General features: G+C 65.3%; 1 protein-coding gene. It reads left to right on the top strand.

Features of this window, described 5'->3' with window-relative positions:
• Positions 1 to 271 (top strand): STAS domain-containing protein (locus tag SB717_RS36040; RefSeq protein ID WP_410907790.1); only part of this gene is annotated, 271 nt, incomplete at both ends.

Consider the following 271-nt stretch of genomic DNA (forward strand, 5'->3'; position numbering starts at 1 on the left):
GACTGACCATTGCCGCCGACCGCCACGGCGGCCTGGTGGTACTGACCGTGCGCGGCAGTATCGACATACTCACGGTCCCACAGTTGTCCGACGCCGTCGGAGAAGCGATCAGTGGGGTCCCCACCGGACTCATCATCGACATCTCGGCCGTCGACTTCCTTTCCTCTGCAGGCATGACCGCACTGGTCTCAGCACACGAGAACATCGCACCCACCGGACGTCTGGCCGTCGTCGCCGACGGACCTGCGACCGCCCGGCCCATCCATCTGGT

This window comes from Priestia sp. SIMBA_032 (assembly GCF_046535215.1).
GTDB classification, from domain to species: domain Bacteria; phylum Bacillota; class Bacilli; order Bacillales; family Bacillaceae_H; genus Priestia; species Priestia aryabhattai.